The 19,359-nt window shown below is 59.9% G+C and carries 19 protein-coding genes; 15 read left to right on the top strand and 4 right to left on the bottom strand.

Features of this window, described 5'->3' with window-relative positions; all coding sequences use genetic code 11:
- Window positions 1–268: 268 nt before the first annotated feature.
- From L085_RS17755 to L085_RS17685, 15 genes are all read left to right on the top strand, one after another.
- Window positions 269–685 carry a DUF2502 domain-containing protein gene (locus tag L085_RS17755; RefSeq protein ID WP_044031358.1) on the top strand — a complete coding sequence of 139 codons (417 nt, stop codon included), beginning with the start codon at window positions 269–271 and terminating at the stop codon, window positions 683–685.
- 179 nt (window positions 686–864) lie between these two features.
- Window positions 865–1,872, top strand: coding sequence for a vitamin B12 ABC transporter permease BtuC (btuC, locus tag L085_RS17750; protein WP_044031357.1), 1,008 nt, complete (start codon window positions 865–867; stop codon window positions 1,870–1,872).
- A 45-nt stretch (window positions 1,873–1,917) separates the two neighbouring features.
- Window positions 1,918–2,469 (top strand): glutathione peroxidase, encoded by a 552-nt coding sequence (locus L085_RS17745; protein ID WP_004931411.1) that lies wholly within the window; start codon window positions 1,918–1,920, stop codon window positions 2,467–2,469.
- 5 nt (window positions 2,470–2,474) lie between these two features.
- Window positions 2,475–3,230, top strand: a complete 756-nt coding sequence (gene btuD, locus L085_RS17740) for a vitamin B12 ABC transporter ATP-binding protein BtuD (RefSeq protein WP_021505482.1) — start codon at window positions 2,475–2,477, stop codon at window positions 3,228–3,230.
- Window positions 3,231–3,626: 396 nt separating this feature from the next.
- Complete coding sequence (arnB, locus tag L085_RS17735; protein ID WP_033652454.1) at window positions 3,627–4,781, top strand: UDP-4-amino-4-deoxy-L-arabinose aminotransferase; 1,155 nt, start codon at window positions 3,627–3,629, stop codon at window positions 4,779–4,781.
- Complete coding sequence (gene arnC, locus L085_RS17730; protein WP_033642884.1) at window positions 4,768–5,748, top strand: undecaprenyl-phosphate 4-deoxy-4-formamido-L-arabinose transferase; 981 nt, start codon at window positions 4,768–4,770, stop codon at window positions 5,746–5,748. Before arnB ends, arnC begins: the two co-directional genes overlap by 14 nt.
- Window positions 5,748–7,730 carry a bifunctional UDP-4-amino-4-deoxy-L-arabinose formyltransferase/UDP-glucuronic acid oxidase ArnA gene (arnA, locus tag L085_RS17725; protein ID WP_044032083.1) on the top strand — a complete coding sequence of 661 codons (1,983 nt, stop codon included), beginning with the start codon at window positions 5,748–5,750 and terminating at the stop codon, window positions 7,728–7,730. The genes arnC and arnA overlap by 1 nt, the downstream gene beginning before the upstream one ends.
- Window positions 7,727–8,632: a 4-deoxy-4-formamido-L-arabinose-phosphoundecaprenol deformylase gene (gene arnD / locus L085_RS17720; RefSeq protein WP_033652453.1), complete on the top strand. Its 906-nt coding sequence runs from the start codon at window positions 7,727–7,729 to the stop codon at window positions 8,630–8,632. The genes arnA and arnD overlap by 4 nt, the downstream gene beginning before the upstream one ends.
- Window positions 8,629–10,293: a lipid IV(A) 4-amino-4-deoxy-L-arabinosyltransferase gene (gene arnT, locus L085_RS17715; RefSeq protein WP_021505478.1), complete on the top strand. Its 1,665-nt coding sequence runs from the start codon at window positions 8,629–8,631 to the stop codon at window positions 10,291–10,293. Before arnD ends, arnT begins: the two co-directional genes overlap by 4 nt.
- Complete coding sequence (arnE, locus tag L085_RS17710; protein WP_004931404.1) at window positions 10,290–10,634, top strand: 4-amino-4-deoxy-L-arabinose-phosphoundecaprenol flippase subunit ArnE; 345 nt, start codon at window positions 10,290–10,292, stop codon at window positions 10,632–10,634. Before arnT ends, arnE begins: the two co-directional genes overlap by 4 nt.
- Window positions 10,631–11,023 (top strand): 4-amino-4-deoxy-L-arabinose-phosphoundecaprenol flippase subunit ArnF, encoded by a 393-nt coding sequence (gene arnF, locus L085_RS17705; protein WP_044031356.1) that lies wholly within the window; start codon window positions 10,631–10,633, stop codon window positions 11,021–11,023. Before arnE ends, arnF begins: the two co-directional genes overlap by 4 nt.
- A 176-nt stretch (window positions 11,024–11,199) precedes the next feature.
- The gene (locus L085_RS17700) at window positions 11,200–11,664 is read left to right on the top strand and encodes an NlpC/P60 family protein (RefSeq protein WP_016927954.1); all 465 of its coding nucleotides are present in this window, start codon (window positions 11,200–11,202) and stop codon (window positions 11,662–11,664) included.
- A gap of 59 nt (window positions 11,665–11,723) precedes the next feature.
- Entirely contained in the window at window positions 11,724–12,737 is a 1,014-nt protein-coding gene (locus L085_RS17695) for a lipoate--protein ligase A (protein ID WP_044031355.1), read from the top strand.
- Window positions 12,738–13,247: 510 nt separating this feature from the next.
- Window positions 13,248–13,979: an EAL domain-containing protein gene (locus tag L085_RS17690; RefSeq protein WP_004931399.1), complete on the top strand. Its 732-nt coding sequence runs from the start codon at window positions 13,248–13,250 to the stop codon at window positions 13,977–13,979.
- 244 nt (window positions 13,980–14,223) lie between these two features.
- On the top strand, window positions 14,224–15,666 hold the full coding sequence (locus L085_RS17685) for a YdiU family protein (RefSeq protein WP_044031354.1): 1,443 nt from the start codon (window positions 14,224–14,226) through the stop codon (window positions 15,664–15,666).
- Between the two features lie 37 nt (window positions 15,667–15,703).
- On the opposite strand, the gene L085_RS17680 is transcribed toward L085_RS17685, so the two are convergent.
- From L085_RS17680 to L085_RS17665, 4 genes are read right to left on the bottom strand one after another with little or no spacing between them, the layout of a single operon-like run.
- Window positions 15,704–16,489: a heme ABC transporter ATP-binding protein gene (locus L085_RS17680; RefSeq protein WP_044031353.1), complete on the bottom strand. Its 786-nt coding sequence runs from the start codon at window positions 16,487–16,489 to the stop codon at window positions 15,704–15,706.
- Window positions 16,482–17,486 carry an iron ABC transporter permease gene (locus L085_RS17675; protein ID WP_044031352.1) on the bottom strand — a complete coding sequence of 335 codons (1,005 nt, stop codon included), beginning with the start codon at window positions 17,484–17,486 and terminating at the stop codon, window positions 16,482–16,484. The genes L085_RS17680 and L085_RS17675 overlap by 8 nt, the downstream gene beginning before the upstream one ends.
- Complete coding sequence (locus L085_RS17670; RefSeq protein WP_044031351.1) at window positions 17,486–18,316, bottom strand: ABC transporter substrate-binding protein; 831 nt, start codon at window positions 18,314–18,316, stop codon at window positions 17,486–17,488. The genes L085_RS17675 and L085_RS17670 overlap by 1 nt, the downstream gene beginning before the upstream one ends.
- Window positions 18,313–19,350 (bottom strand): hemin-degrading factor, encoded by a 1,038-nt coding sequence (locus L085_RS17665; protein ID WP_019456012.1) that lies wholly within the window; start codon window positions 19,348–19,350, stop codon window positions 18,313–18,315. The genes L085_RS17670 and L085_RS17665 overlap by 4 nt, the downstream gene beginning before the upstream one ends.
- Window positions 19,351–19,359 lie beyond the last annotated feature (9 nt).

The following is a 19,359-nucleotide window of genomic DNA, read 5'->3' as shown; positions in this document are numbered from 1 at the left end:
CTACAACGGTTAGCAGCATACCAATACGTTTAATCATCTTATAATCCTCCGGTGGAAATCCATTTAACTATAATTGCCGCGCCGCTTGAGAGACGTCAGTTATTCGTTAAATCTTGTCAGTGGTTATGATAATTAAAGGTGGCGGCAAACAGTGTAGGGATTGTGTAAGGCCGTCGAAAACAATCTGAAAATAGGCATCGGTGAGATAGTCGTTAAATAAGCACGCTGATATAACCACTGCAGCAAGAAAATAGAGTGAGAAGGTGAAATGAAAAAGATCCTGTTGCTGGTGTGTTTTCCGCTGTTGCTGCCGCTGGCGGCACAGGCCGATGTCTCCGTCGATATCAACGTGCCGGGCGTTTCCCTGCATTTGGGGGATCAGGACCGCCGTGGTTACTACTGGGATGGCTACGACTGGCGTCCCCCGCAATGGTGGCATGCACACCAGGGCCGCGGTTTGGGGGAGCGCAATGCGCGCGGCCTGTACTGGGACGGCGGGCGCTGGCAGCCTTCGCCGCCGCGCGGCTATGAGCATCGCGAGCCGGCGCGCAGCGGCAATCCTTTCCACGGCGATCGCGATAATCGTGATCATGATGGCCGCCATGAGGATCGCGGCGACCATGACCGGCGCGATGACGGCCGCGGCCGGCCCTATCCGCAGGGCAACCCCGGTCAGCATCGTTAACCCCTGAGTTTATCGGCGGCTGGTTTTGCCATCATCCTGGCGATGACGGGCAGGGCCAGCCGCTGCTTTCCTGTGCCATCGCTTACGCAAGGCTTCCCCTTGCGGCGTTAACCCCCTAATATTTGACTCAGACGTCAATTATCCGGCCACGACAGCGGCCGGCAGGGAATCGCCGCGCCATGCCAACCAGCCGTACCTTCACCTTACTGTTGCAACATCAACGCTACCGCGATAAACGCCAGCTCAGTCTGTTGGCGCTGGGCGTGGCGGTGGCGTTGCTGGTCAGCCTTTGCGCCGGCGACCAATGGATATGGCCGTCAGAGTGGTTCAGCGATCGAGCGCAACTGTTTGTTTGGCAACTGCGTTTGCCGCGCGCGCTGGCGGTGATGCTGGTCGGCGCCGCCCTGGCGGTGGCGGGCGCGGTGATGCAGGCGCTGTTTGAAAATCCTCTGGCGGAGCCCGGTCTGCTGGGCATCGCTAACGGCGCCGGCGTAGCGCTGGTGCTGACGGTGTTGTTGGGGCACGGTTTGTTGCCGGTGGCGCTGATGAGCGCCGCCGCGATAGCCGGTGCGCTGGCGATGACCTTCTTATTGTTGGGCTTCGCTCGCCGGCGACGTCTGACCAATGCTCGGCTGTTGCTGGTCGGCGTAGCGCTGGGCATCGTGTGCAGCGCGCTGATGACCTGGGCGGTCTATTTCAGCACCAGCCTCGATCTGCGGCAGCTGATGTACTGGATGATGGGCGGTTTCGGCGGCGTCGACTGGCGCCAAAAGTGGCTGGTGCTGGCGCTGCTGCCGGTGTTGCTGTGGCTGTGTGGCCAGGGCCGAGCGCTCAACCTGATGGCACTGGGCGAGGTGCAGGCGCGCCAGCTCGGGCTGTCGCTGCATGTGTGGCGTAACCTGCTGGTGCTGGCGATCGGCTGGCTGGTTGGCGTCAGCGTGGCGCTCGCCGGGGTGATCGGCTTCGTTGGGCTGGTGATCCCGCATATTTTGCGGCTCACCGGCCTGACAGACCAGCGCTATCTGCTGCCGGCCTGCGCGCTGGCGGGAGCCGGGGTGTTGCTGGTGGCCGATGTGATCGCCCGCGTTGCGCTGCTGGCGGCCGAGCTGCCGATCGGCGTGGTGACAGCCACGCTGGGGGCGCCGCTATTTATCTGGTTACTGACCCGGACAAAAGGCGTAAGGTAGTTTTCTTCATTCACCTGCCATTAAAAAACCAAAGGATGACAACCGATGAGCAAGCCAATCGACAACCTGCCGTTACAAACCATCGAAAATCAGACGACCACGCTGGGTGCCTATCAGGGCAAGGTGCTGCTGGTGGTCAACGTGGCCTCGGAGTGCGGCCTGACCAAGCAGTACGAAGGGCTGGAAGCGCTGTACGAAACCTATCGCGAGCGGGGGCTGGAAGTGCTGGGGTTCCCGTCCAATGAATTTCTGGGCCAGGAGCCGGGCAGCAACGAAGAGATCCTGGCGTTTTGCCGCGGCACCTTCGGCGTGCAATTCCCAATGTTTGCCAAGATTGAGGTGAACGGCGAACACCGTCATCCACTGTACCAAGCGTTGATTGCCGCACAGCCGGAGGCCGTCGCGCCGGAAGGCAGCGAGTTCCTGGCGCGGATGACCAGCAAAGGGCGTGCGCCGAAGCATCCCGGCGATATTCTGTGGAACTTTGAGAAATTCCTTATCGCGCGCGACGGCACGGTGATCCAGCGCTTCTCGCCTGACACCACACCTGAGGATCCGGCGCTGGTGGCGGCGGTGAAACAGGCGCTGGCAGGGTAATACGGATGCTGCAACTCGTTGAGGTTGGGGTGGCGGGGCGCCTGGCGCCTTTTTCGGCACAGATTGACGGCGGGTTGCAGGTTCACCTGATCGGCCCAAATGGCGCAGGGAAGAGTACCCTGCTGGCGCGGGTGGCGGGTATGCTGCCGGGGCGGGGCGAAGTCTGCCTGGACGGACGCGCGCTCTCCGATTATCCGGGGAGCGAGCTGGCGCGCCGACGCGGTTATCTCAGCCAGCAACAGCCGCCGGTGTCGCTGATGCCGGTGTTTCAGTATTTGGCGTTGCACCGGCCTGCCGGCGCGGCGCAAACCGAGGTGGAACACACCATCCTCTATCTGTGCCAGCGGTTGAAGCTGGTGGATAAACTGTCACGCATGCTGACACAGCTTTCTGGTGGAGAATGGCAACGGGTGCGGCTGGCGGCGGTATTGCTGCAGGTGTGGCCCAGCGTTAACCCGCACAGCCGATTGTTGTTGCTGGATGAACCAACCAATAGCCTGGATGTGGCGCAAAAGGTCGCGCTGGATCGCCTGCTGCGCGAATTCTGCCAAAGTGGGCGCAGCGCGCTGGTGTGCGCACACGATCTGAATCATACCCTGCAGCAGGCCGATCGGGTTTGGTTGCTGCACGCTGGGCAGTTGGTCGCGCAGGGCATCACCCGTGAGGTGATGGCGCCCGCACTGTTGTCGCAGATCTATGAAGTGGATTTCCACCTGCAATGGGTGGGGAACCAGCGTTGGATCATGACCCGCACGGCTTAATTCGCCCTGGGGTATAAATATAAACGAAAACTAAACGTAGTGAATATAAATAGCCGGGTAATCATCGGCTATTATTGTGCTGCCTCTCATTTTCTCGTGAGTTTTCTTGAAAAACGCCAATGACGTGCTACGCTTGATTCGGCAAAAATAAAATACGTAAGTAATTATTAAAAAATATAAGAAATTGATTTGCATAATAAAATTAAATTAATGATGACGGCGCCTTCCTATCAGTTCTCCCACTGATGACAAGTCTCGTCTTAAGGTTTAGTTAAGCTTGCGGCCTTACATTGGCAGTTAATCCACGGAAACGATTCTTCTCTGGCGTTTAATATTCGTTAAACGAAAGGGATTTACAGTGTCATCAAAAGCAGTCCGATACGTTTGGGGTTAACTATGGATCAATTTTTGCCTTTCTCTCGTCCAGCCATCGGCGACGAAGAAATCGCCGCGGTAGAGAAAGTGTTGCGTTCCGGTTGGATCACCACCGGCCCGCAAAATCAGCAACTGGAAAGCGACTTCTGTTCCACCTTCGGCTGTAAGCACGCCATCGCCGTCAGTTCCGCCACAGCGGGCATGCACATCACTTTGATGGCGCTGGGCGTGGGGCCCGGCGATGAAGTCATCACCCCTTCGCAAACCTGGGTTTCCACCCTCAACATGATCGAACTGCTGGGCGCTACGCCGGTGATGATCGACGTTGACCGTGAGACCTTGATGGTCAGCGCCGCCGATGTCGAGGCTGCCATCACCCCCAAAACCAAAGCGATTGTTCCGGTGCATTATGCCGGTGCTCCCCTGCAGATGGATGCGCTGCGCGCCGTGGCCGAACGCCACCGCTTACCGCTGATCGAAGACGCCGCCCACGCGGTCGGCACGCGCTACAACGGCGAATGGGTCGGCGCACGCGGGACGGCGATTTTCTCTTTCCATGCGATTAAAAACGTGACCTGCGCCGAAGGCGGTCTGATCGCCACCGATGACGATGCGCTGGCGGATCGCCTGCGTTGTCTGAAGTTCCATGGTCTGGCCGTCGATGCCTTCGATCGCCAGCAGCTAGGCCGCAAACCGCAGGCCGAAGTGGTGGAGCCGGGTTACAAGTACAACCTGTCCGACATTCACGCGGCGATCGCCGTGGTGCAACTGTCGCGCTTCGCCGAGCTGAACGCACGGCGTAAGGCGCTGGCGCAGCGCTACCTGAGCGCGCTGGAAGGCTCGCCGTTCCAGCCGTTGGGCGTGCCGGATTATCCGCATGACCACGCCTGGCACCTGTTTATGGTGCGCGTCGATCCCGAGCGCTGCGGCCTCGATCGCGACCAGCTGATGGAGCGCCTGAAAGAGGTTGGCATCGGCACCGGGCTGCATTTCCGTGCCGCGCACACCCAGAAATTCTACCGTGAGCGCTATCCGCAGCTGTCGTTGCCGAATACCGAATGGAACTCGGCGCGGCTGTGCACCTTACCGCTATTCCCTGATATGACCGACGCCGATGTGGATCGCGTGGTCAATGCCTTGTCTTCTGTTGTGGAGTCTTTACGTGTCTCGCGTTGAACCGATCAAAAAAGTGTCGATAGTCATCCCGGTATACAATGAGCAGGAAAGCCTGCCTGCGTTGCTGGAGCGCACTACCGCCGCCTGTAAGCAGTTATCCCAACCTTATGAAATCATTCTCGTCGACGATGGCAGCAGCGACAACTCCGCTGACATGCTGACCGCGGCGGCCGAAAAGCCGGACAGTCACGTGATTGCCGTCCTGCTTAACCGCAACTATGGCCAACATTCGGCGATCATGGCCGGTTTCAATCAGGTGACCGGCGATCTGGTGATTACCCTTGACGCCGATCTGCAGAACCCGCCGGAGGAAATCCCTCGGCTGGTCAGCGTGGCGGAAGAGGGCTATGACGTGGTGGGCACCGTGCGCGCCAACCGTCAGGACTCCTGGTTCCGCAAAAGCGCTTCGCGCGTGATCAACATGATGATTCAACGCGCCACCGGCAAATCGATGGGGGACTACGGCTGCATGCTGCGCGCCTACCGTCGTCATATCGTTGAGGCGATGCTGCACTGTCATGAGCGCAGCACCTTCATCCCGATTCTGGCGAACACCTTCGCCCGTCGCACGACCGAGATCGACGTGCGTCACGCCGAGCGCGAGTTCGGCGACTCCAAATACAGCCTGATGAAGCTGATCAACCTGATGTATGACCTGATCACCTGTCTGACCACTACGCCGCTGCGTTTGCTCAGCGTGGTCGGCAGCATCGTGGCGCTGTCCGGGTTCGTGTTGGCGCTGGTGCTGATCGCGCTGCGTCTGCTGCTCGGTCCTGAATGGGCCGCCGGCGGCGTGTTCACGCTTTTCGCCGTCCTGTTCACCTTTATCGGCGCCCAGTTTGTCGGCATGGGGCTGCTGGGTGAATACATCGGCCGCATCTATACCGACGTGCGCGCACGTCCTCGCTATTTTGTTCAGAAAGTGGTCGGCGTACAGCAAGACCACAATACTCAGGAAGAAGAATGATGAAAGCTATTGTATTTGCTTACCATGATATTGGCTGCGCAGGTCTGAAAGCGCTGACTGAGGCGGGTTATGACGTGCAGGCTGTGTTCACGCACACCGACGACCCAGGTGAGAACAACTTCTTCTCCTCCGTGGCCCGTTTGGGCGCCGAATTGGATCTGCCGGTCTATGCGCCGGAAGACGTGAATCACCCGCTGTGGGTTGATCGCATTCGCGAACTGCAGCCGGACGTGATCTTCTCGTTCTACTACCGTCACATGCTGAGCGACGAGATCTTGTCGCTGGCCCCGTTGGGCGGTTTCAACCTGCATGGTTCGCTGTTGCCGCGCTACCGTGGCCGCGCGCCGGTGAACTGGGCGCTGGTGAATGGCGAAACCGAAACCGGCGCCACCCTGCACAAAATGGTGAAACGCCCGGACGCCGGTGACATCGTCGGTCAGCAGAAAGTGACCATTGCCGACAACGACACCGCGCTGACGCTGCACAAAAAAGTGCTGGAAGCCGCGCAGGCCGTGTTGAAAGAGCAGCTGCCGAAGCTGAAGAACGGCACCGCCACCTTCACCAAACAGGATGAGTCTCAGGCCAGCTACTTCGGGCGCCGCACCGCGGCGGACGGCGAGATTTTGTGGCACAAGTCCGCCAAAGAGATCAACAACCTGGTGCGCGCCGTCACTGAACCGTACCCGGGGGCATTCAGCTACCTCGGCCAGCGCAAGCTGATCGTCTGGCGTTCCCGCGTGCTGGATACCCAACACGATAAACAACCGGGCACCGTGCTGAGCACCGCCCCGCTGGTCATCGCCTGTGGCGAAGGCGCGCTGGAAATCGTCGCCGGGCAGAACGAAAGTGGCCTGTACGTGCAGGGCAGCCGCCTGGCGCAGGAAATGGGCATCGTCACCGACGTGCGTCTGGCCGCCAAGCCCAACGCCGTGATGAAACGCCGCACCCGCGTGCTGATCCTCGGGGTTAACGGCTTCATCGGCAACCACCTGACCGAGCGCCTGCTGCGCGATGACCGTTACGACATCTACGGTCTGGATATCGGTTCCGACGCCATCAGCCGCTTCCTCGACAACCCGCGTTTCCACTTTGTGGAAGGCGACATCAGCATCCACTCCGAGTGGATCGAGTATCACATCAAGAAATGCGACGTGGTGCTGCCGCTGGTGGCGATCGCGACGCCGATCGAATACACCCGTAACCCGCTGCGCGTGTTCGAGCTGGACTTCGAAGAGAACCTGAAGATCGTTCGCGACTGCGTGAAATACAACAAGCGCATCATCTTCCCGTCCACATCTGAAGTGTACGGCATGTGCGACGATAAAGAGTTCGACGAAGACCATTCGCGTCTGATCGTCGGGCCAATCAACAAGCAGCGCTGGATCTATTCGGTCTCCAAACAGCTGCTGGATCGTGTGATCTGGGCTTACGGCGCCAAAGAAGGCCTGAAGTTCACGCTGTTCCGTCCGTTCAACTGGATGGGGCCGCGTCTGGATAACCTGGACGCCGCGCGCATCGGTTCTTCCCGCGCCATCACCCAGCTGATCCTCAACCTGGTAGAAGGTTCGCCGATCAAACTGATGGACGGCGGCGCGCAGAAACGTTGCTTCACCGACATCAACGACGGCATCGAAGCGCTGTTCCGCATCATTGAGAACCGCGACGGCCTGTGCGACGGCCAGATCGTCAACATCGGCAACCCGACCAACGAAGCGAGCATTCGCGAGCTGGCGGAAATGCTGCTGGAAAGCTTCAACAACCACCCGTTGCGCGATCGCTTCCCGCCGTTTGCCGGCTTCAAGGACGTAGAGAGCAGCAGCTACTACGGCAAAGGTTACCAGGACGTCGAGCACCGCACGCCGAGCATCAAAAACGCTCACCGCCTGCTGGGTTGGCAGCCGACCATTGAGATGAAGCAAACCGTCGCCGATACGCTGGACTACTTCCTGCGCACAACCGTTCAGGAAGGGAACGGTGCATGAAGAAAGTCGGTCTGCGGGTTGATGTAGATACCTTCAGCGGCACCCGTGAAGGGGTGCCGCAGTTGCTGGACCTGTTCGAAAAGTACGACATTCAGGCCAGCTTCTTCTTCAGCGTGGGACCGGACAACATGGGGCGCCATCTTTGGCGCCTTTTGCGTCCGAAATTTCTGTGGAAAATGCTGCGCTCGAACGCCGCTTCGCTGTACGGCCTGGATATTCTGCTGGCCGGCACCGCGTGGCCGGGGCGCAACATTTCACGCGCGCTGGGGCCGCTGATGAAGCGCACCGCCGAAGCCGGCCATGAAGTCGGGCTGCATGCCTGGGATCACCAGGGATGGCAGGCCAACGTTGGCAAGTGGAGCGAGGCGCAGCTGACCGAACAGGTGCAGCGAGGCGTCGATGCCCTGAGCGCCAGCACCGGCCAGCCGGTGAAATGCTCCGCCGTGGCGGGGTGGCGTGCCGACACGCGCGTGCTGGAGGTCAAGCAGCGCTTTGGCTTCCATTACAACAGCGATTGCCGCGGCACCCATCCGTTCCGTCCGGTGTTGAGCGACGGGCGTCACGGTACGGTGCAGATCCCGGTGACGTTGCCGACCTTCGACGAAGTGATCGGCAGCGAAGTCAGCATGGCCGACTTCAACGACTATATTCTGCGCGCCATCGAGAACGATCGCGGCGTACCGGTGTACACCATTCACACCGAAGTGGAAGGCATGTCGCAAGCGGCGATGTTCGAACAGTTATTGCAACGCGCACGGCAGCAGGGCATCGAATTCTGCCCGCTGAGCGCGCTGTTACCGCAAGATTTGGCGTCACTGCCGTTGGGCCGCATCAAGCGCGCTCCTTTCCCCGGCCGCGAAGGTTGGCTGGGCTGTCAAACCGATGTGAAGGACGTTACATGAAGGCGCTAAAAGGATCCTGGGCCATTCTGCTGGCCGTTTTTTTTGCTCTGGTCTATCTGATCCCGCTTAACGGTCGCCTGCTGTGGCAGCCGGATGAAACGCGTTATGCCGAGATCAGCCGTGAGATGCTGCAACGCGGCGATTGGGTGGTGCCGCACCTGCTGGGGCTGCGCTATTTCGAGAAGCCGGTAGCGGGTTACTGGTTCAATAACATCAGCCAATGGCTGTTCGGCGAAAACAACTTTGCGGTGCGCTTCGGCTCGGTGTTCAGCACCGGCATGACCGCGCTGCTGGTGTTCGCGCTGGCGATGCTGATGTGGCGCAATGCGCGGCGCGCCAGCCTGGCGGCGCTGATGTTCCTGTCGATGGTGCTGGTGTTCAGCATCGGCACTTACAGCGTGTTGGATCCGATGATTTCGCTGTGGCTGGCGGCGGCGATGGTCAGCTATTACCTGACGCTGAAGGCCTCCTCGGTCAAGGGCAAGCTGGGCGCTTACGCCTTGCTGGGCCTGGCCTGCGGCATGGGCTTTATGACCAAGGGCTTCCTGGCGCTGGCGGTGCCGGTGATCGCGGTGATCCCGATTGTCATTCAGCAACGTCGCATCAAGGATCTGCTGTGCTACGGCCCGGTGGCGATCGTTACCGCCACGTTGCTCAGCCTGCCGTGGGCGCTGGCGATCGCGCAACGTGAGCCCGATTTCTGGAATTACTTCTTCTGGGTCGAACACATTCAGCGCTTCGCCGAAGATAACGCCCAGCACAAGGCGCCGTTCTGGTATTACCTGCCGGTTCTGCTGGCGGCGGTGCTGCCTTGGCTGGCGCTGCTGCCCGGCGCGCTGCTCAAAGGTTGGCGCGAGCGCGTACAGCGTCCGGAGCTGTTCTTCCTGCTGAGCTGGGCGCTGATGCCGCTGATCTTCTTCAGCATCGCCAAAGGCAAGCTGCCGACCTACATTCTGCCGTGCATGGCGCCGCTGGCGCTGCTGATGACCGCCTATGCGGAAGACTATGCCGCCACGCTGCGCGCCAGGCTGTTCAAGGCCAACGCCTGGTTGAACGGCCTGTTCGGGCTGATTGGCATCGTGGCGCTGGTGGTGTTGAGCTCCGGTCTGCTGCCGAAAGCGCATCTGTTTACTCCCCAGGAGTGGCCGAAAGTGGTGCTCGGCCTGATCGCCTTCGGCGGCTGGCTGCTGTTCGCATTGGTTTCTGCGCGCGATAACGGCCGCCAATGGCGCTGGGCGGCGGCTTGCCCGGTGCTGCTGTGCCTGGTGATCGGTTACGCCATTCCGCAACAGGTGACCGATTCCAAACTGCCGCAAAACTTCGCCCGCGCCACGATGGCCGAACTGAGCGACAGCCGCTATGTGTTGAGCGACAGCGTCGGATTGGCGGCCGGCTTGGCCTGGGAACTGAAGCGCAGCGACGTGCTGATGTACAGCCAGAAAGGCGAGGTGGCCTATGGTCTGGAGTATCCGGACGCCAAGGGGCACCTGATCAGCGATGCCGACTTCCCGCAGTGGCTGGCGCAGGCGCGCAAGCAGGGCAATGTGTCGCTGGTGTTGCAGCTGTCCCGTGATGAAGCGCTGCCGCAGGAGCTGCCGGCCGCAGACAAGGTGGATCGTATGAACCGCTTGGTGCTGATGTGGTATAAACAGCAACCATGATCGGTTTTTTGTTGGTGATAGTGGTCAGCCTGCTCACCTGTGGTGGGCAGCTGTGCCAGAAACAGGCGGCGCACTGCTGGGAACGGGCAGACGAGGCGCGGCTGAAACAGACGCTGCGCTGGTTGGCGCTGGCGGTGTTGCTGTTGGGGCTGGGCATGGCGGTGTGGCTCAATGTGTTGCAACGCCTGCCGCTCAGCCTGGCTTACCCGATGCTCAGCCTGAACTTCGTAATGGTGACGCTGGCGGCGCGCTGGCTGTTTCATGAGCCGACAACCGTTCGCCACTGGTGCGGCGTGGCGTCGATTATGCTGGGGATCCTGCTGATGAGCGTGCATTCATGAGGGGTTATGCCTGGGGCGCCGCCAGCGTGTTGCTGGTGACGCTGGCGCAGTTGCTGATGAAGTGGGGCATGGTGCAAATCCCGCTGATGTCGTTCGCCGACGTCTCGTTGGCGCTGATCGGCGACTACTGGCTGCCGCTGCTGGCGGTGGGCGGTGGCATCTTCGGTTATGCGCTGTCGATGCTGTGTTGGTTCTTTGCGCTGCGCCATCTGCCGTTAAACCGCGCTTATCCTCTGCTGAGCGTCAGCTATGCGTTGGTTTACCTGGCGGCGGTGATCCTGCCGTGGTTTAACGAATCCGCTACGCTGCTGAAAACGTTGGGCACGCTGTTTATTCTGTTCGGCGTCTGGCTGATTAACAGCAAATCCGAGACCAAATCGCCGCAATAGGGCCAAAACCGGCGATCCTGCTATTATCTCCCTCATGGCGCTTGCCTTTTTCACCGTGCGGGAGATAAATTAACGCCAAATGGCGCTCTCCTTACGTGATGCCGACTTTGCCTCGCAGGCGGTGTGGTGGTGTACCGGATGGCATAATGCGGCGACGTGTTCAATGAAGGGATATTATGCGGATGCGTGTGTGGTTTTTATTAGCCAGTTTAATCCTCGCCGGTTGCAGCAGCCATGCGCCGCCACCCAGCGGCCGCCTGGCGGATTCTATCGTGGTGGTAGCCCAGCTCAATGAACAACTGCGCCAGTGGTACGGCACGCCATACCGTTACGGCGGCCTGGATCGTGGCGGCGTGGATTGCTCCGGGTTTGTTTACCGCACGTTCCGCGATCGCTTCGACATGCAACTGCCGCGTTCGACCGAAGAGCAAACCTCGCTGGGCACCAAGGTCTCGCGCGATGAGCTGATGCCGGGCGATCTGGTGTTTTTCAAAACCGGCGGCGGTGAGAACGGTCTGCACGTCGGCATTTACGATACCAACGACCAATTTATCCACGCGTCGACCAGCCGCGGGGTGATCCGCTCCTCGCTCGATAACGTCTACTGGAAGCGGGTGTACTGGCAGGCGCGGCGCATTTAGCCTTAACCCGTTGATTTGGTGTATCATGGCGGCATCACGTGTTTTGAACGGTGCCTGCCATGAACAGTTTGCGTTTACTGATCTCCGACTCCTACGATCCCTGGTTCAACCTGGCGGTGGAAGAGTGCATCTTCCGCGAAATGACCACGCAAAAAATCCTCTTCCTGTGGCGCAATGCCGAAACGGTGGTGATTGGCCAGTCGCAGAACCCCTGGAAAGAGTGCAACACCCGGCGTATGGAACAGGATGGCATTCGGCTGGCGCGGCGCAGCAGCGGCGGCGGGGCGGTATTTCACGATGTGGGCAATACCTGCTTCACCTTTATGGCCGGCAAACCGGGCTACGACAAGAGCGTCTCGACCGACATCATTCTGCAAGCGCTGCGGCAGTTGGGCGTCACAGCCGGCGCGTCGGGGCGCAACGATCTGGTGATGGAAACCGCCGACGGGCCGCGCAAAATATCCGGCTCGGCCTATCGAGAAACGCAGGATCGCGGTTTCCACCATGGCACGCTGCTGCTGAATGCCGATCTGGAACGGTTGGCGGACTACCTTAACCCGGATCCCAAAAAGCTGCAGGCCAAGGGTATCACTTCGGTGCGTTCGCGCGTCGCCAACCTGGCGGAGTTTTTGCCGGGCATCAGCCATGAGCAGGTATGCGACGCCATCGTGCAGGCCTTCTTCGCCCACTATGGCGAAACGGCCGAGCCGGAGATCATTTCGCCGGATGTATTCCCCGATCTGCCCGATTTTGCCGCGCAGTTCGCCAAACAGAGCAGTTGGGAATGGAATTTTGGCAAGGCGCCGGCGTTCAGCCACTTGCTCAACGAGCGCTTTGTCTGGGGCGGCGTAGACCTGTTCTTCGATGTGGAGAAGGGGGCGATCGTTCGCGCGCAGGTGTTCACCGACAGCCTGAATCCCGCCCCGCTGCAGCGGTTGGCGGAGATGCTGGTGGGCTGCGCGTATCGAAGCGAGCCCGTTGCCGCTTGCTGTGACCGGCTGATGGCGGACTATCCTCAGCAGGCGGCCGAATTAGCCGAGCTGCGGCAATGGCTGAGCGAAACAATCCGCTAGCGCAGGCCTGGTGATGAAGGGATGAGCGTGCTCATCCCTTTTTTTATCGCTGAAATCGACGTTTTGCATGGTGGTAGCGCAGATTTTCTGAAAATCAAGGTGGGCATTTTTTTACGTTTTCAATGCCACGAATAACGGGCGGAATTGATGCGTTATTAAATTTAATCAGTCGTCGTTAACGGCAGGGAAAATTGGCGTTAAGAATGAAAGATTATTTTACTTTATTTGGGATTTTTCTTAAATAAAACAAAGGAGATAAGTCAAATTTAGCCATAAATCCATTCAACTTAAGTCAAATACCTTTTCGCATAACGCGTTTGACGGCTACCTTGGCATAAGTCTGGCTGCTTTTCTTTGCGCCTTTTACGATTGTCGTATAGCTTTAATCTATCAATTAAATGATATTTCATGGGTATTTACATTGATATTTCCGATTAATCCCAGAGGGATTGATCGATAAAATGTATTGATATACGATGATACGCTAGCCATTCATCCTGTGGCATTAAAATGAACATCCAACTCGAAGCTGACTTTATTAGTAGCTATGTTTTTCAACCTGTTTACTCAATGGAGGGCGGGCTGTTGGCGGTGGAAATGTTGAGCCGTTTCAACAGTCTCGACGGTGATTTAGCCATGCCGGCCGAAATTGGGATTAATTTATTGGCGCCTGAACAAAGGATTGAGTTATTTAATGAGCAACTGAAACTTGCGGAGCAGCATGCGGCTTGGTTTACCGATAACAACGTACAGTTGACCATCAATATCGAAGAAACCATCGTTGAGCTTATTCTTTCCGATTCGGCGTTGTGCCAAAGGATCGGGCAATATCCTTTTATTGCATTTGAAATGAGTGAGAGTTTTCCGAATCTTTCGGCCGGTAAGAACAACCCGAGCGTGCGGCGATTAAGCGAAATGTTTACGCTGTGGCTCGATGATTTCGGTTCCGGTAAGGCCACGTTGACCGCGTTGTACGATGGTTTGTTTGACTACGTAAAGATAGACAAACGTTTTTACTGGCAGCTGTTTACCCATCAGGGGTATGACGTGGTCATTGACTCGTTGTTAAAGAATATCAACCTGTTATGTAACGGCGTGATCGTCGGAGGAATAGAGAAAAAAGAGTATTTTAATAAACTCAGATACGCCGGTGTTTTAGGCCTGCAAGGTTTTTTATGGCCCAGCGTTGGTGTGGATAATCTGCAAGCTTTGCTGACGATGCCCAGCGAGTTCAATAATTAAGAAGTGATACAAAAAAACTACACACAATGAGGTAAATAAGCGACGGGGTGATGTTTAGCGTGATTCAGTCGCCGTTATTCCCCCACGTTTTGCTGATAACCGCGTTTGTCAGCTGACGTTCAGCGCGTTTCCTCACGCGAAACCTCCCGCATCCGTTCTGGCGACAGGCGGATGCGTTCTCCCTGCATTCCTTCGGTGTTAATCCGCCCGTTCACGCTCTACACTACGCTGAAACGGAGGGCCTATGCCGCAGTTCGATAACGCTTACTACCAACAGTTACCTGGTTTCTACACCGCTCTGAATCCGACGCCGCTCAAGGATACGCGCCTGCTGTACCATAGCGAGCCGCTGGCGCGCGAGCTGGGGCTGGATGAAAGTTGGTTTACTCAGGATAAAACCCCGATTTGGGCGGGAGAAACGCTGCTGCCGGGCATGCAGCCGCTGGCGCAGGTGTACAGTGGCCACCAGTTCGGCGTGTGGGCCGGGCAACTGGGCGATGGCCGCGGCATTTTGCTGGGCGAACAGGTCATGGCGGACGGCAGTCACCGCGACTGGCACCTGAAGGGCGCCGGGCTGACGCCGTATTCACGCATGGGGGATGGCCGCGCGGTGCTGCGTTCGGTTGTCCGCGAGTTTCTGGCCTCTGAGGCGTTGCACCATCTGGGGATCCCCACCACGCGTGCGTTAACTATTGTCACCAGTCAACAACCGGTATACCGCGAGCAGACGGAACGCGGCGCGATGCTGCTGCGGGTGGCGGAAAGCCATGTGCGCTTCGGTCACTTCGAACACTTTTACTACCGCAAACAGCCGGAGCAGGTGCGGCAGCTGGCGGATTTCGTCATCGCCCGTCACTGGCCGCAGTTGCAGGATCAGGCCGATCGTTACCTGTTGTGGTTTACCGACGTGGTCGAACGCACGGCGCGCCTGATCGCCCATTGGCAAACCGTCGGATTCGCCCACGGCGTGATGAACACCGACAACATGTCGATTCTCGGCATCACCATCGATTACGGCCCTTACGGCTTCCTCGATGACTATCAGCCCGGCTATATCTGTAACCATTCCGACCATCAAGGGCGTTATGCCTTTGATAATCAGCCGGCGGTGGCGCTGTGGAACCTGCATCGCCTGGCGCAAACCTTGTCTGGGCTGATGACCACCGAACAGTTGCAGCAGGCGCTGGCGGCGTATGAACCGGCGCTGATGCGCGCTTACGGTGAACAGATGCGCGCCAAACTGGGCTTCTTCACGCCGACGGCGCAGGATAATGACGTGCTCACCGGTCTGTTGAGCCTGATGGCGCAGGAAGGGCGGGACTATACCCGCACGTTCCGCCTGTTGAGCGAGACCGAACAGCAGCAGGCGCAGTCGCCGCTGCGCGACGAGTTTATTGACCGTGCGGCGTTCGATGCCTGGTATCAGCAGTATCGTCAGCGTCTGCAGCAGGAGCAGGTCAGCGATGCGGAGCGGCAACGGGCGATGAAGGCGGTGAACCCGCGGCTGATCCTGCGCAACTACCTGGCGCAGCAGGCGATTGAGGATGCGGAGAAAGACGACGTCGGCCGTTTGCGGCGGTTGCATCAGGCTCTGCTGCGGCCGTTCGACGATGCGCCGGAGTATGACGATCTCGCCGCGCTGCCGCCGGACTGGGGTAAACATCTGGAGATTTCCTGCTCCAGCTGAGATGAAAAAAGGGCGCCTCATGGCGCCCTTGAACGTTTCATTGTCGCAGATAGACCTGCGGCAACGACACTTCGGGATGATGAACCACGCCGAGATCGGCCTGGTACCAGCGGGTGAGGATTTCCGTCTGCAACACTTCCTGCGGTGTGCCGCTCGCCACCAGGCGCCCCTGATGCAACAGCAGGATACGATCGGCGTACAGCGCCGCCAGATTGAGATCGTGCAGCACACAGCAGACGCCCAGCGGCTGTTGGCGCGTCAACGAGCGCAGCAGGCGCAGGGTATGCTGCTGGTGGTAAAGATCCAACGCCGACGTCGGCTCGTCGAGGAACAGCCAGGCGGGGGACGGCTGCGGCTGCCACAGCTGCGCCAATACCCGCGCCAGTTGCACTCGCTGCTGTTCGCCGCCGGACAGCTGACGATAGTCGCGTTGCGCCAGCGCCAGGCAATCGGTCTGCGCCATCACCTGTTGGATCGCCTGGTGCTCGTCGCGTTTGCCGTGCGGCGCCCGCCCCATGCTGACCACTTCTTCCACGCTGAAGGGAAACGCCAGATCGCTGTACTGGCGCATCACGGCCCGGACTTTGGCCAACTGTTGCGGCGCCCAGTGTTCCAGCGGGCGGTCAAGCAGCCGGCATTCGCCGCAGTCCGGCGTCAAATAGCCGGTCAGCAAGCGCAGCAGCGTCGATTTTCCGGCGCCGTTAGGGCCGATAATCGCCACCATTTCACCGCCGGCGAGGCTGAGCGAAACGTCGTTGATCAGGCGGCGCGTACCGAGGCTGTAGCGCAGCTCCCGGGCCGTGAGGTTGGCGGCGTTATCCACCGGTTCGCTCCCGCTGGCGCATCACCAGCCACAAGAAGTAAGGACCGCCGATCAGGCTGGTCATCAACCCCACCGGCATTTCGGCCGGCGCCACCAGCGTGCGCGCCAGCGTATCGCTGACCAGCAACAGGCAGGCGCCGCCCAGCGCGGAGCAGGGCAGCAGCCAGCGGTGATCGCCGCCGAGGCGCATGCGCACCAGATGGGGCACCACCAGACCGACGAAGCCGATCACGCCGCTCATCGCCACCGCCGCGCCGATCAGCAGGGCGCTCAGCAACAGCAGCTGCAGCTTGGCGCGCTGGACGTTCACCCCGAGGTAGTGGGCCTCTTCATCCCCCAGCTGCAACAGGTTCAGCCGGCGTGCCTGCAGCAGCGTCAGCAGCGCCGTAGGCAGGATCAGCGAGGCGGAAACGGCCAGTGTCGGCCATTGCGACTGGCTGAGGCTGCCCATCATCCACAGCGAGAATTGGCGCAGCTGTTGATCGCTGCTGATGTAGGAGAGCACGCCGATGGCCGCCATGCACAGGGCGTTGATCGCGATGCCCGCCAGCAGCAGTCGCGAAAGATTGCCGTGCCCGCTGCGGCTGATGCCGTAGATCAGCAGCGATACCAGCAGGCTGCCGAGGAACGCCGCCAGCATGTGTCCATACAACGCGATCGTCACCGGCAACGCCAGCGGCATCACGATGAACAGCGCGACAAACAGCGCGCCGCCGCTGCTGATGCCCAGCAGGCTCGGATCCGCCAGCGGATTGCGGAACAGCCCCTGCATTACCGCGCCGGATACCGCCAGCGCACAGCCGATCACTACCGCCAACAGCACGCGCGGCAGACGAATGTTGAGCCAGATGTGCCAGGCGGCGTCGCTAAAGGGTTCGCGCCACAGGGTGCCAAACGACAGCGTCAGCGCGCCCAGGTTAGCGGCGACCAGCGCCAGCAGCGTCAGCAGCACCAGCAGGCCGATGATGGCTAACTGAGGCGAGGTGCGACAGCGCATTACTTTTGCTCCGCCGCGTGGCGCAGCTTGGCCAGCGCCGCCGGCGTTTCCAGACCGAAGCCCAGCAGCGCCATGTCATCGACGATCAGCACGCGACGCTGCTTGCCTGCCGGCGTCAACGCCAGACCCGGCAACGTCCACAGCTGCTTTTCGCCGCCGAGGGTGCGCACGCCGTCGGTGGTGACCAGCAACAGGTCCGGCGCGCTGGCGATGACGCCTTCCTGCGACAGCGGACGGTAGCGGTCAAAGCCTTGCATGGCGTTTTTCAGTCCGGCGGCGGCGATCACCGCGTCGGCGGCGGTGTGTTGCCCGGCCGCCATCGGCGTAATGCCGCCGTGGCTCATCACAAACAGCACCTTGACCGGCAGCGGAGTGGTATCGACCGCCGCCAGCTGCTGTTGATAGCGCTCGCTCAACTGCTTGCCTTGCTCATCACGCTGCAGCGCGGCGGCGATCGCGGCGATCTTCTGCGGCACCGCCTGCAGGGTGGTGTCACCCGGCACGCTGACGACCTTGACGCCGCTGTCCGCCAGTTGTTTGAGCACCAGCGCCGGCTGCGCCAGCTCGGTTGTCAGCACCAGCGTCGGTTTCAACGCCAGAATGCCTTCGGCGTTCAGATGGCGCATGTAGCCGACGTCCGGCAGCTTTTTCACCGCTTCAGGATGCAGACTGGTGCTGTCGCGGGCGATCACGTCGTCGCCGGCGCCGAGCGCAAAGGCGATTTCCGTCACGTCGCCGCCGATCGAGACGATGCGCTGCGCCGCGGCGGCGGTGAGCGGCAGCGTCAGCGTCACCATCAACGCCAGGCGGCGGATCAAGGAGGATTTCATGCGGCGATGTCCTTGGCGGCGAGCGCGGCGACCTGCTCGCGCCACTGGGTTTGTTCCGGTTGGCCTTCGGTGCGCTGGCCATACAGCTGCGCGATCTGCGTGCCATCTGCGGCGAACAGCTCCAGGCTGGTGACGATGCCGTCTTTGGTCGGTTTACGGGTGATCCAGCTCTCGGCGATGGCGCCTTCAATCAGATGCAGCGTGAAGCGGCGGTTGAACACGTTGATCCAGCCTTCCTGCGGCATCAGACGTTCGATCTGGCCGGTGAAGATCTGCACGCAGCCGCGGTTGCCGACGAAGATCATGATCTCGTTTTGCTGCTGCTGCGCCGCTTCCAGCAGTTGCGACAGCGCGCTGTTGTCTACCTGATAGGCCAGATCGTCGCCGACGGCGCGGAAGGCCTGTTGGCGCGTGAGCTTATTGCGGCTCAGCAGCTGGAAGAACTGGTGAACGTCGGTCATCGCACGCCATTCAGCGTCGATTTTGGCATGATCCTGCGTCGTTTCATCCGCGGTGCTCGCCTCGGCGGGCTGCAGGGCCAGCGCCGGGTTTTCTTCGCTCAGATGGCGCTCCACCAGCGCCATCCAGGCCGGCAGATCGGTTTCTTCGGTGGTATAGACCTTGTGCAGCGCATCGCCCTGTTGGTCGAAGAACTGAATGCTGTGGCGCACGCCGCGCTTGTTGGTTTCGCTCATGGCGAAGACGCTGGTCCAGTGGTTGAGGAACAGGCGCAGATCCAGCTCGCGCGGGTTGAGGATCAGCCCGGCGTGGCCGTTTAGGTGCTGGTTGCGGTAGCGGCCCATCTGCTCATGTACCGCATAGCTGTTGCGGGTGATGGACTTGGTGACGCCCACTTGCTCGAGTTCGGTCAGCAACGTGCGGGCGTCGGCCTGCAGGCGGCGGGCGTCGTGGCCAACGCGGGCGTGCGTTAGTTCCGCTTCGCTGACGCCGAGGATCGCCGCCAGATCGCGGGCGTATTTGCCGGGGTGGTCGATTTTGGCCTGTTGGTAGCGTTCGTATAGGGTGTTGCTCATGCGGGATTC

The sequence above is a fragment of the Serratia sp. FS14 genome, from assembly GCF_000695995.1.
GTDB classification, from domain to species: Bacteria; Pseudomonadota; Gammaproteobacteria; order Enterobacterales; family Enterobacteriaceae; genus Serratia; species Serratia nematodiphila.
The sequence above is the reverse complement of the archived record's forward strand: the minus strand, read 5'-3'. Positions and strand labels throughout refer to the sequence as shown.

Excerpts from the sequence above, each read along its gene's own strand:
- L085_RS17675 (WP_044031352.1), bottom strand. The coding sequence starts at position 17,486 with ATGCGCTGTCGCACCTCGCCTCAGTTAGCCATCATCGGCCTGCTGGTG.
- arnD (WP_033652453.1), top strand. The coding sequence starts at position 7,727 with ATGAAGAAAGTCGGTCTGCGGGTTGATGTAGATACCTTCAGCGGCACC.
- L085_RS17670 (WP_044031351.1), bottom strand. The coding sequence starts at position 18,316 with ATGAAATCCTCCTTGATCCGCCGCCTGGCGTTGATGGTGACGCTGACG.
- arnE (WP_004931404.1), top strand. The coding sequence starts at position 10,290 with ATGATCGGTTTTTTGTTGGTGATAGTGGTCAGCCTGCTCACCTGTGGT.
- L085_RS17745 (WP_004931411.1), top strand. The coding sequence starts at position 1,918 with ATGAGCAAGCCAATCGACAACCTGCCGTTACAAACCATCGAAAATCAG.
- arnF (WP_044031356.1), top strand. The coding sequence starts at position 10,631 with ATGAGGGGTTATGCCTGGGGCGCCGCCAGCGTGTTGCTGGTGACGCTG.
- arnT (WP_021505478.1), top strand. The coding sequence starts at position 8,629 with ATGAAGGCGCTAAAAGGATCCTGGGCCATTCTGCTGGCCGTTTTTTTT.
- L085_RS17685 (WP_044031354.1), top strand. The coding sequence starts at position 14,224 with ATGCCGCAGTTCGATAACGCTTACTACCAACAGTTACCTGGTTTCTAC.
- L085_RS17690 (WP_004931399.1), top strand. The coding sequence starts at position 13,248 with ATGAACATCCAACTCGAAGCTGACTTTATTAGTAGCTATGTTTTTCAA.
- arnA (WP_044032083.1), top strand. The coding sequence starts at position 5,748 with ATGAAAGCTATTGTATTTGCTTACCATGATATTGGCTGCGCAGGTCTG.
- L085_RS17700 (WP_016927954.1), top strand. The coding sequence starts at position 11,200 with ATGCGGATGCGTGTGTGGTTTTTATTAGCCAGTTTAATCCTCGCCGGT.
- btuC (WP_044031357.1), top strand. The coding sequence starts at position 865 with ATGCCAACCAGCCGTACCTTCACCTTACTGTTGCAACATCAACGCTAC.
- L085_RS17755 (WP_044031358.1), top strand. The coding sequence starts at position 269 with ATGAAAAAGATCCTGTTGCTGGTGTGTTTTCCGCTGTTGCTGCCGCTG.
- btuD (WP_021505482.1), top strand. The coding sequence starts at position 2,475 with ATGCTGCAACTCGTTGAGGTTGGGGTGGCGGGGCGCCTGGCGCCTTTT.
- L085_RS17665 (WP_019456012.1), bottom strand. The coding sequence starts at position 19,350 with ATGAGCAACACCCTATACGAACGCTACCAACAGGCCAAAATCGACCAC.
- L085_RS17695 (WP_044031355.1), top strand. The coding sequence starts at position 11,724 with ATGAACAGTTTGCGTTTACTGATCTCCGACTCCTACGATCCCTGGTTC.
- arnB (WP_033652454.1), top strand. The coding sequence starts at position 3,627 with ATGGATCAATTTTTGCCTTTCTCTCGTCCAGCCATCGGCGACGAAGAA.